Raw genomic sequence first — 10935 nt, 5'->3', positions numbered from 1 at the left:
TATCTAATTGACACATTATCTCATTAAAGAAAGAAAGCCAATAAAATTCCTAAAACAATCATAGAAACTTTGGCAACGTTGAATTTATGTCCTTCACTGCTTTCGAAAATAATAGTTGACGAAATGTGAAATAAAATACCGATTACAATTGCGGTTATTTCAGTGTAATAATCGTTTAAAACGGGCAGGAATTCTGAAGCAACAGTACCAAGCGGTGTCATTACGGCGAATGTAAGCATAAAAGCAAAAATGGCTTTTTTGTTTAAATCGGCGTTGATGAAAAACGTGGTTAAGATTACAGCAATAGGTAAATGATGAATCGCAATTCCGATAGCTAAACCTTGATGATGACTTACCGGGAAACCTTCTAAAAATGCATGAATGCATAAACTGATAAACAAAAGCCACGGAATCTGAGACATTTTTGCGTGTCCATGAACGTGTCCGTGTTCTGCGCCTTTGGAGAAAAATTCCAGTACGATCTGGAATAAAATTCCGACCATTATAAAGATTCCGATATTATGATTGTGCGTTTCGTAAACTTCAGGAAGCAAATGCATTACGGTTAGTGACAATAAAAAAGAACCGCTGAAAGCCAGCAGTAATTTTAAATTGGTTTTGTTTTGCGGTTTTAAAAACAAAGCCACGGCATATCCTAAAAGTACAGAAAATAAGGGTAATAAGTAATTCATTGGTTGATTTGAATCTTTTAACCGTTTAATTTATTGATTTTTTAAAAGTTTATTAATGTACTAATTTACTTAAAAATCATGATTAATCTTTCGCTTTCGGTTTTGTGGAATTTTTTAAGTTTATAATCTCCGAAAATATCCAAAAGAAAAATTCCTGCTTCGTCCATTAAATCCTGAAAATCTTTTAAAGTTAAGGCTTTCACTTTTTCGGTAAAATGATATTTTCTGCCTTTGTCTTCAAAATCAATTTCTTTAAAAATATGTCCGTCTTCAACATATCTTTTGATGTGAAAATCAATTTCATCAACGGTTTTAACTTCTTCAGGAACCAAAGTCTCGATAACCTGAGTTACGTTCATAAAATCGATTACAGCAAAACCGTACTCAGACAAACTCTCTTTAATTGCTTTTAAAGTTCTAAGGTTGTCATCATCGTTTTCGAAATAACCGAAACTGGTAAAAAGATTGAAAATAGCATCAAATTTTTCTTCAAAAGGTTCACGCATATCATGAACTTTAAAATGAAGTGTTTCGTTGCTGTTTTTGTTGGCTTCGTTAATGCTGTTTTCAGACAAATCTGCGCCTAAAACATTATAGCCTAACTGATTTAGATAAATAGAATGGCGACCCTTTCCGCATGCTAAATCCAATACTTTTGCCTTTTCTGGCAAGTTTAGATAATGCGTTAGGTTGTCCATGAAAATTTGTGCTTCACGATAATTTCTATCCTTGTACAGAATATGATAATAAGGAGTGTCAAACCATGATGAATACCAGTTTGGATTGCCGTCTTCCTGATTCGAGATTGATTCGTTATGCGTTACAGACATTTATTCTATTTCAATTAATTTAAAGTCCGGCAAATTTAGTGTATTTTTGCCGAAAAATTACTATTAGCCATCGATACATCTTATCGATGTATTGTTTAAAAATGTAATGAGAATACATTTTTCAAAATTTTAGTTTTTTTTAATTCAAAAATAATGATGGAAGAAAATTTTAAAATGATTGCCAAATGTTTTTTTGGCTTTGAAGAAATATTAGAAAAAGAGTTACGCACGCTTGGCGCTCAAGATGTCGAAAAAGGCGTTAGAATGGTAAGTTTTAAAGGAGATAAAGGTTTTATGTACAAAGCTAATTTGTCTTTACGCACTGCTCTTAAGGTTTTAAAGCCTATTTACTCTTTTAGAGCTAACAATGAACAAGCATTATACAAAGGAATTTCGGGTTTAAACTGGTCTAAGTTTTTAAATGCCAATCAGACTTTTGTGATTGATGCTACGGTGCATTCTACTTATTTCAATCATTCTGAATTTGTTTCTCAAAAATGTAAAGATGCTATTGTAGATCAGTTTAGAGAAAGAACGGGGCAGCGACCAAGTATAGACAAGCAGTATCCAGATTTACGAATTAATATTCATATCGATAAAGATCAGGTTTCTGTGGCTTTAGATACGTCCGGGAATTCTTTGCATCAGCGTGGTTACAGAACAGCTACAAATATTGCGCCTATTAATGAGGTTTTAGCGGCAGGAATTTTATTATTGTCGGGTTGGGAAGGGCAGAGCCATTTTGTAGATCCGATGTGTGGTTCTGGAACTTTCTTGGCAGAAGCTGCAATGATTGCCTGCAATATTCCGGCGAACATCAACAGAAAAGAATTTGCTTTTGAAAAATGGAAAGATTGGGATAACGATTTATTCGACCAAATTATTAATAGTTTGATGAAAAAAACAAAAGAGTTTCATTACACTATTAAAGGTTTTGATAAAGCGCCAAGTGCTGTCAGCAAAGCAAAAGATAACATCAGAAATGCGAATTTAGAAGATTATGTAACGATTCGTGAGGACAACTTTTTTGATACAGAAAAAGAAGTAGAAGGTAAACTTCATATGGTTTTTAACCCGCCCTACGATGAGCGTTTAGATATTCATATGGAACGCTTTTATGCGAATATCGGAGATACTTTAAAGAAAAATTATCCCGGCACAAACGCTTGGTTTATAACTGCAAATCTCGAAGCCTTAAAATTTGTCGGATTAAAACCTTCAAGAAAAATAAAACTCTTTAACGGAAGCCTTGAAGCACGTTTGGTAAAATACGAAATGTACGAAGGAAGTAAGAGAACGAAGTTTCAGACGAGCTAAAACTCTAAGGTTCTGAGTTACTGAGAAACTAAGCCACTAAGTTTTTAATACTTTGAGGTAAAAAGTATAATTAATTATAATTTAAGGTTCGATAAAACTAAGCTCAAAGACAAAAAAAACTTAGAATCTTAGCAGCTCAGAACCTTAGCAACTTTTAAAAAAATGTCAAAACTACAAGTAAGAGCTTTTTTATATCAATTAGGATGTTTTGCGATCCTTTTTATCTCATTTAGATTTATAATCGCAGCTTATACAGGATTAACAGGAATTTGGGTTCCATTAACGGCTTTTGTTGTCGGGACTATTATTGGTCCTAAATTTCAGGCTGTTAGAACAAAAGACGGTGAAAAGCTTTTTATGAAATGGATTTTCGTAAAAGGCATCAAAGAAATCGGCTAATCAAAAAATGTATGAAGAAAATTGGACTTATCGGAGGAATCAGCTGGGTTTCTACATCAGATTATTATACTTTAATAAACAAAGGAATAAATGAAAAACTCGGCGGATTAAATTTCTCTGAATGTTTGATTTATTCTTTTAATTATGCGGATATTAAAAAGAATAACGACGCCAACGACTGGGATTCGACTTTTAATATGTTGTACAAAGCTTCAGAATCATTAAAAGCGGGCGGGGCAGAAGCAATTGTTTTGTGCGCCAATACGATGCATTTAATAGCTGATAAACTTCAGAATGCTCTTGATATTCCTGTAATTCATATTGCAGAAGAAACTGCCAAAGAAATTCTGAAGAAAGAAATTAAAAAAGTGGGTTTGTTAGGAACAAAATTCACGATGGAATTGGATTTCTTTAAAGATAAATTAACTGCAAAAGGAATCGAAACTATAATTCCAATTTCTCAAGAAGATAAAGATTTTATTCATTACACTATTTTTGAAGAGTTAGGAAGAGGAATTGTGACAGATGAAACCAAAAAGCGTTATTTGGAAATCGCAAATCATTTAATTCAAAATGGAGTAGAGGGAATCATTTTGGGTTGTACCGAAATTCCATTAGTAATAAAAGCAGAAGATTTATCGGTTGCTATTTTTGATACTACATTAATACATGCAAAGGCAGCGGTAGCATTTCAGCTTTCATAAAAATTAAAATTAAAGAAATAAAAAAGCCTCGAATCGTTTATTAAAAACAGATTCGAGGCTTTTTATTATTATTTAGAAATTACTTTTTAGGCTTTGCTTTTTTAGCAGTTCCTGCAGTTTCAGAAGCCATTGTTTTCTTTTTATAAATTGGAATAAAATAAGAAACAGTATAGTTGAAGCCTACACCAAAATTTCCGTCGTAAGTTCTGTTAAAACCTGGAATGTAAAGATTGTCAAAACCACTTGGTTTGTTATTCATTGCCAAAAGTTTAAGCTGCACGCCAAAGCCTACAAATACGTTTTGAAAAACCTCTGCCTTTAATCCTAAGACTACCTCCGCCCAAGCGGCAGATAATCCGTTATATTTTTGATTTACAACAAGAGAAGATTCTTCTCCCCAATATGGATTTGGATTATAGATTTTATAACTGTTTAAATCTTGGCTAAAACTACTAAAACCACCACGAAGACCAATTGAAATCAGGTTTTCCATGTCAAGCCAGTTTTCGTAAAAGTTATAATCAAAACCTGCTTTAATATAAGTTCCTGTTGCAGTAGAATTTAAACGATCATCATCAGTCGTTTTGTCTTCAAAACCAAGTTCTGCTGCTATATAATATTTTTTGGTTAAACGCCAATCTCCAACAACTTCAATTCCTTTATAGTCTTTATCATAAAGACCTCTTGTAAGTTTGTATAAATCGACACCAACACGAAGTCCGTAACGATCCATTTTTACAACGCTGTCTTTTTTAATTTCCTGAATTTCAGGCTTGGCAGTTTCTTTTTTCTCAGGAATACTTTTCTTTGTTTCAGGTGTTTCCTGCGCCTGGGCTAGAAACATTGTCAAGAATAAGCAGAGACTAAAAAACGATGTCGAGATGTGTTTCATTTTCAGATACAATGTTTCGGTTTTTTACAGTTATATTAAGCATCCAAGGAGATCCGTCTGATGTGTGAACATATGGTTCTAAAGGGTCTAAAACAAAATTCATTTTAAAACCACAGGCTCTGGATACATAAATGTTTTCTCGTGTATATTTAAAGGTCAGATAATCAACAACTATTGCTCCTGGAGTAGGGCTGTTTGCGTTATAAGTGAACTTATAAGTTACAGTATCTCCATTCGTTTTTAGCGGCAACGAAATACTGGTGGTATTAGCTAGATACTGTGCTTCGCCAACTGCACCCGAGTTAAAGATAATAGGAGTATCTTCTCCGTCTCCTTGTACTTTCAAATTAAGTACAGGAGCCGGAGTAGTTGGATCTATATCGTCATAAAATGTAATAACCAGTCTTGGTGTAGTTGGTGTATTGGCATCACAAATATCATCTTTCTCACAGCTTGAAAAGCCGAAAGCAAAGAGCAATAAAATCGAGATTATTTTTTTCATTTATTTTATCTTATCGAAGTTCTAAAAGTACAACATTTTCAACATGATGCGTCTGCGGAAACATATCTACTGGTCTCACGCGTGTTACTTTATATTTTTCGTCCATTAAGGCTAAGTCACGAGCCTGAGTTGCAGAATTACAACTTACATAAACGACTCTTTTTGGAGCAATTTTTAAAATTTGTTCTACAACATCTTTATGCATTCCATCACGCGGAGGGTCTGTAATAATTACATCTGGTTTACCATGCTGTGCAATAAAAGCTTCATTGAAAACTACTTTCATGTCACCAACAAAAAACTCACAATTTGTAATATTATTGCGTTCTGCATTTGCTTTGGCATCAATGATTGCTTCAGGAACGCTTTCTACACCAATGACTTTTTTTGCTTTTTTAGATACAAATTGTGCAATAGTTCCTGTTCCAGTATACAAATCGTATACCGTTTCATTTCCTGTTAAGTCAGCAAAATCTCTAGTTATTTTATAAAGCTCGTATGCCTGATCAGAATTGGTTTGGTAGAATGATTTAGCATTAATACTAAATTTTAAACCTTCCATTTCTTCCAAAATATAATCCCTTCCTTTGTAAAGAATCACATTTTGATCGTAAATAGTATCATTTGGTTTTCCGTTTACAACATATTGTAAGGAAGTAATTTGTGGAAATTTCTCGTATAAGTGATCTAAAATTAATTCTCGTTGTTCTTTGTTTTCTTCAAAAAACTGAATTAAAACCATTATTTCTCCTGTAGAAACGGTTCTAATCATTACAGTTCGTAATAATCCAGAATGTTCTCTCGGATTAAAGAATGCTAAGTTATGTTCATTAGCAAAAGTTCTGATTTCGTTACGAATTGCATTTGAAGGATCTTCCTGTAAATGACATTTATTGATGTCTAGAATTTTATCCCACATTTTAGGAATATGAAAACCTAAAGCATTTCTGTTTCCTAAATCTTCTGTACTTTCAATTTCTTTTTCAGTCAGCCAACGGCTGTTTGAGAAAGAAAATTCCATTTTATTTCTATAAAAAAATTGTTTTTCAGAACCTAAAATAGTCTCAAATTCCGGTAGTTCAATTTTTCCTATTCTCTGCAAATGATTTTTAACCTCATTTTGTTTAAAAACAAGTTGTTGGCTGTATTTCATGTTCTGCCATTTACAGCCGCCGCAAACGCCAAAATGATCGCAGATCGGGTCTACACGATAATCTGATAATTCGTGAAATTTAACGGCTTTACCTTCATAATAAGCCTTTCTTTTTTTGAACGTCTGTACGTCAACTACATCACCAGGAACCACATTCGGAATAAAGATTACTTTTCCGTCAGGTGCCTTGGCTACCGATACTCCTTTTGCTCCAGCATCAAGAACTTGAATCTGATGAAAGACAACTTTGTCTGTATTTTTTCTTCCCATAGCGCAAAAATAAGCCTTTGTGAAGTTTTTCAAATTTTATTTTTAAAATATTTTAGAATTTCTTTAAAATAGTAGTTTAATTGACTATAAAAGTTAACTTTGTTATAGTAATATACCCCAATATTACTATTCTAACCTACATTATTGCCTTGTTTTTTATGAAGTTGTACCACACACTTTCACAAATCAGCTTTCTCAAAAAAAGTTATGCTTTTAAATTTTTATTTGTTGCGTTTATAGGTATTCATATTCCTTTGATCGGAATTCTGTTTTTTGTATTGTATTTCAAACATGACATTTCGCCAACCTCGATTTTGATTTTTTCTTTGATAATGACTTTGTTGGCTACAGCAATAACATTGTTGGTTTTAAATCGTTTAATTAAGCCTATTGCAACCGCATCGAAGGCTCTAGATGATTATAGAAATTCAAGAACGTTATCTGTTTTACCGACAGAATATACTGATGAAGCAGGGCTGCTATTGTGTAATATTCAGGAATCTATATACGAGGCTGAAAGTTTTATCAACGAAAAGCAGGACTTAATTTATATGCTTTCGCATGATTTAAAAAACTTTGCAGGAAATCCTCAGGGTTTAGCAAAGCTTATTATTAGTGAAAATCCTGGAGAATCGGTTCAAAATTTGGCCGAACTAATTTGTGAATCAACAGATTTACAGTTTCGATATATAGAGAATTTTATCAAACTTCTTAATGAGCAGGATCAGGTTGTAAAAGCGACACAGGAAACAAAAACGGTTTTATTTTCTACAATTGTTCCATTTATAAATGAACAAGTCGAGCAGCGATTGCTGGATAAAAAGATAAAACTTGATTTAGCTGTAGAAACTCCAGAAGCAAAACTTAGAATCGATGAAGGTCTTCTAGTTCAGGTTTTGGTAAACTTAATCAGCAATGCTGTCAAATTTTCATATTTTGAAAGTGAAATTAAGGTTCGAATTTACAATGAAAACTCAAATCTTGTAATTACAGTAATGGATAAAGGCGTTGGTTTTGATAAAAATCAAATAGAAGAATTATTCAAAAAATTCACTAAAATGAGCCGCCTCGGAACTGCAAACGAAACTTCAACAGGAATAGGACTTTACCTTTGCAAAAAAATAATCGAAAGAAATAAAGGCCGATTAACCGCGTCTAGTGAAGGTAAAAATAGAGGTGCTGAGTTTAAAATTGAGTTCGAGGTTTAGTTTTAAAAAAGGGTTTTATAATTAAATTTAAATTACTCATATACCAAAATTGGTTTTCCATCAATACATTCAATTCCTTTTAGGGTACCCGGAATAACATCGTCAAAACATTCAAGTTTCCACTTTTTGCTATGTGCTTTTGCTGCCGTTTTGTATCGTTCGACTTTTTTTAGGAAAACCTCTGTGTTTATCTTTTTTGAATAAACAATAAACTGATGGTGGCAAGGAATATTTAGTTTGGTATAGGTCCATTCTTCGGGATTGTTGCATGGTCGTGTTTTTTGTTCTGATAAAGTAATCAGTTCGTCAAACATTTTAGAGAGTTTTTCGGCTTCTTCTTGACGGCTGCTTTCGCTATCGTTGCTGCAAGAAGATAAAACAAAACATATTGTAAATAATAATAAACCTAGTTTTTTCATAATATGTAGTTGATTGGTTAGTTGGTTTTAAAGGAACAATAGGATTAATTATAAACCGCTTTTGGTTTTCCATCAACACATTCAATTTTTTTGGGCGGTATTTCAACACTACAAACAGACGCAATGCCCCATTTTTTGTTGTAAGCAGCTTGCGCATCTGTGTAATCTTTGACTTTTTTGAGAAATTGAGTTGTATCTATTTTTTTTGAATAAATGATGTAGGCTTGAAAACCACCGCAAGCTCTGGATCCAATTCCTGTAAAATCCCAATCTTCTGAATTTGTGCAAGACTGTGAGTTGGCTAACGAAAGTGTAATAATTTCGCTGTGCATTTTTTCTAGTTTCGCTCCATCTTCTTCCTGATTAGATTCTAAGTTATCATTATTGCAGGAATAAACAATCGTGATGAGCATTGTCAAGAATACTAGTTTTTTCATGGTAAATAGTTGGTTGGTTATACTATTCAGATGAGAAAATTCTTAATTGGTTGCGTATGAAACAAAAAAAAAGTTGAGTTCTTTTAAAACCCAACTTTATATAAATTTGAAATATCAATTACTAAGAAGTTTTCTAAAAACTACCAAACCTGATGAACTGATGGTTTAATCAATTCCTTGTAAATTTTATTTATTTCGGATAGTTGCTCTGACGTTAATTTCGGTGTATCGTAAACGGATAAATTAGATAAAACATGATCTACTTTTGAAGCTCCCGGAATAATACAGCTGACTTCGTTAAAACTCAAAATCCATTGTAAAGCAATAGGAGCTAGGTTCTGATTTTCTGGAAAGAGCGCTTTTAATTTTTCAACAGCTTTTAATCCTAAATTATAATCAATTCCTGAAAAGGTTTCGCCTTTATCAAAAGCTTCTCCGTTGCGATTAAAATTTCTATGATCCTGAGTGTCAAAAGTAGTTTTAGAGTCAAATTTACCAGTCAAAAGACCGCTTGCTAACGGGACTCTGGCAATAATTCCAATATCTTTTTTCTTCGCTTCCGCGAAAAACAATTCAGAAGGACGCTGTCTAAATAAATTAAAAATGATTTGAACGGTTGTAACGTTCGAATATTCAATCGCTTTCAAAGCTTCTTCAACCTTTTCGACACTTATACCCAGATTCTGAATTTTTCCTTGATCTTTTAATCGGTCAAAAAGTTCAAAAATTTCAGGGCGATAGTAAACTTCCGTCGGCGGGCAATGCAATTGAATTAAATCTAAAGTTTCTAAACCAGTTCTTTTCAAGCTGTCTTCCACAAATTTCTGAAGCACTTTTGGAGTATAACCTTCATTAACGTGTGGGTTGATTTGACGTCCGCATTTTGTAGCAACATAAATACGTTCAGAACGAGAGCGAACTACTCTTCCAACAGCAGTTTCACTTAATCCGTTTTCGTAAACATCGGCAGTGTCAATAAAATTAACGCCGTTGTCTATAGCCGTGTTCAAAAGTTCATCGGCCGTTTTATCATCAAAACCCGATCCCCATTTTCCTCCAACCTGCCAAGTGCCAAGGGAGATTTCGGAGATATTAAAGTTTGTTTTTCCTAGTTTTCTGTAGTTCATTTTTAAAGCTTCTAAGGTTCTGAGATGCTAAGTTGCTAAGTTTTTAAGCGTCCTAAATCTTAGAACCTTAGAATCTTAGCATCTCAGCACCTTTTTTAATCAAATAAATCCGATGACAAATAACGATCGCCGCGATCGCAGATAACGGCAACCACAACACCAGATTCTAATTTTTCGGCAATTTTTAAGGCAACTGCAACAGAACCTCCACTGCTCATTCCAGCAAAAACACCTTCTTCAAGTGCTAATCTTTTTGTCATTTCGCGCGCTTCTTCTTCGCTTACGTCAACAACCGTATCCACTTTAGAAGCATCAAATATTTTCGGAAGATATTCCTGAGGCCATTTACGAATTCCCGGAATCTGAGATCCGTCGCTTGGTTGTGCACCAACAATCTGGATATTCGGGTTTTTCTCTTTCAAATAAGTCGAAGTTCCGATAATAGTTCCTGTCGTTCCCATTGCAGAAACAAAATGCGTTACAGTACCGTCAGTATCATTCCATATTTCAGGGCCAGTTGTTTTATAATGAGCTTTCCAGTTGTCATCATTAGCAAATTGATTCAGCATTAAATAACCGCCTTGAGCTACTTTTTTATCAGCATAATCTCTAGAACCGATAATTCCTTCGCTTGCAGGGGTTAAAATTACTGTAGCACCGTAAGCACGCATAGTTTGTGTACGCTCTTTGGTGGAATCTTCAGGAAGAACCAATTCGATTTCAATTCCAAACAACTGTGCAATCATCGCCAAAGCAATTCCGGTATTGCCACTGGTTGCTTCAATTAATTTATCTCCTTTTTTAATATCGCCTCTTTCTAAAGCTGCGGCAATCATATTGTAAGCTGCCCTGTCTTTTACACTTCCTCCAGGATTATTTCCTTCGAGTTTCAGCAAAAGTTTCACATTTTTATTTTGAACCAAATTGACCGTTTCCATCAAAGGAGTATTTCCAATTAGGTTTAACAATTTCTGTGCACCCATTT

The 10935-nt window shown here is 33.8% G+C and carries 13 protein-coding genes; 4 read left to right on the top strand and 9 right to left on the bottom strand.

Features of this window, described 5'->3' with window-relative positions; translation table 11 throughout:
* Nucleotides 1–23 precede the first annotated feature (23 nt).
* The gene (locus tag ACFSC2_RS24795) at nt 24–692 is read right to left on the bottom strand and encodes a ZIP family metal transporter (RefSeq protein WP_379813797.1); all 669 of its coding nucleotides are present in this window, start codon (nt 690–692) and stop codon (nt 24–26) included.
* A gap of 65 nt (nt 693–757) precedes the next feature.
* A complete protein-coding gene (locus ACFSC2_RS24790) occupies nt 758–1522 on the bottom strand; it encodes a class I SAM-dependent methyltransferase (protein ID WP_379813796.1) in 765 nt (254 codons plus the stop codon).
* 156 nt (nt 1523–1678) lie between these two features.
* On the opposite strand from ACFSC2_RS24790, the gene ACFSC2_RS24785 reads away from it, so the two are divergent.
* The 3 genes from ACFSC2_RS24785 (at nt 1679) to ACFSC2_RS24775 (ending at nt 3942) form a co-directional block, all read left to right on the top strand.
* Nucleotides 1679–2839: a THUMP domain-containing class I SAM-dependent RNA methyltransferase gene (locus ACFSC2_RS24785; protein ID WP_379814305.1), complete on the top strand. Its 1161-nt coding sequence runs from the start codon at nt 1679–1681 to the stop codon at nt 2837–2839.
* Nucleotides 2840–3001: 162 nt separating this feature from the next.
* The gene (locus ACFSC2_RS24780; RefSeq protein ID WP_379813794.1) at nt 3002–3238 is read left to right on the top strand and encodes a hypothetical protein; all 237 of its coding nucleotides are present in this window, start codon (nt 3002–3004) and stop codon (nt 3236–3238) included.
* A gap of 11 nt (nt 3239–3249) precedes the next feature.
* Complete coding sequence (locus ACFSC2_RS24775; RefSeq protein WP_379813793.1) at nt 3250–3942, top strand: aspartate/glutamate racemase family protein; 693 nt, start codon at nt 3250–3252, stop codon at nt 3940–3942.
* Nucleotides 3943–4021: 79 nt separating this feature from the next.
* On the opposite strand, the gene ACFSC2_RS24770 is transcribed toward ACFSC2_RS24775, so the two are convergent.
* From ACFSC2_RS24770 to rlmD, 3 genes are read right to left on the bottom strand one after another with little or no spacing between them, the layout of a single operon-like run.
* Nucleotides 4022–4834 carry a DUF6048 family protein gene (locus ACFSC2_RS24770; protein ID WP_379813792.1) on the bottom strand — a complete coding sequence of 271 codons (813 nt, stop codon included), beginning with the start codon at nt 4832–4834 and terminating at the stop codon, nt 4022–4024.
* Complete coding sequence (locus ACFSC2_RS24765) at nt 4806–5336, bottom strand: DUF6452 family protein (protein ID WP_379813791.1); 531 nt, start codon at nt 5334–5336, stop codon at nt 4806–4808. Before ACFSC2_RS24765 ends, ACFSC2_RS24770 begins: the two co-directional genes overlap by 29 nt.
* Before the next feature lie 10 nt (nt 5337–5346).
* Nucleotides 5347–6759: a 23S rRNA (uracil(1939)-C(5))-methyltransferase RlmD gene (rlmD, locus tag ACFSC2_RS24760; RefSeq protein ID WP_379813790.1), complete on the bottom strand. Its 1413-nt coding sequence runs from the start codon at nt 6757–6759 to the stop codon at nt 5347–5349.
* An 80-nt stretch (nt 6760–6839) separates the two neighbouring features.
* Here rlmD and ACFSC2_RS24755 point away from each other — a divergent pair, with 80 nt between their 5' ends.
* Nucleotides 6840–7967 (top strand): sensor histidine kinase, encoded by a 1128-nt coding sequence (locus ACFSC2_RS24755; protein WP_379818724.1) that lies wholly within the window; start codon nt 6840–6842, stop codon nt 7965–7967.
* A gap of 32 nt (nt 7968–7999) precedes the next feature.
* On the opposite strand, the gene ACFSC2_RS24750 is transcribed toward ACFSC2_RS24755, so the two are convergent.
* The 4 genes from ACFSC2_RS24750 to cysM form a co-directional block, all read right to left on the bottom strand.
* Complete coding sequence (locus ACFSC2_RS24750; RefSeq protein WP_379813788.1) at nt 8000–8386, bottom strand: hypothetical protein; 387 nt, start codon at nt 8384–8386, stop codon at nt 8000–8002.
* Between the two features lie 44 nt (nt 8387–8430).
* Nucleotides 8431–8823 (bottom strand): hypothetical protein, encoded by a 393-nt coding sequence (locus ACFSC2_RS24745; protein ID WP_379813787.1) that lies wholly within the window; start codon nt 8821–8823, stop codon nt 8431–8433.
* Nucleotides 8824–8963: 140 nt separating this feature from the next.
* Nucleotides 8964–9950: an aldo/keto reductase gene (locus tag ACFSC2_RS24740; RefSeq protein WP_379813786.1), complete on the bottom strand. Its 987-nt coding sequence runs from the start codon at nt 9948–9950 to the stop codon at nt 8964–8966.
* A 95-nt stretch (nt 9951–10045) separates the two neighbouring features.
* Nucleotides 10046–10933: a cysteine synthase CysM gene (gene cysM, locus ACFSC2_RS24735; RefSeq protein ID WP_379813785.1), complete on the bottom strand. Its 888-nt coding sequence runs from the start codon at nt 10931–10933 to the stop codon at nt 10046–10048.
* Nucleotides 10934–10935 lie beyond the last annotated feature (2 nt).

This window comes from Flavobacterium artemisiae, from assembly GCF_042678225.1.
GTDB classification, from domain to species: domain Bacteria; phylum Bacteroidota; class Bacteroidia; order Flavobacteriales; family Flavobacteriaceae; genus Flavobacterium; species Flavobacterium artemisiae.
The sequence above is the reverse complement of the archived record's forward strand: the minus strand, read 5'-3'. Positions and strand labels throughout refer to the sequence as shown.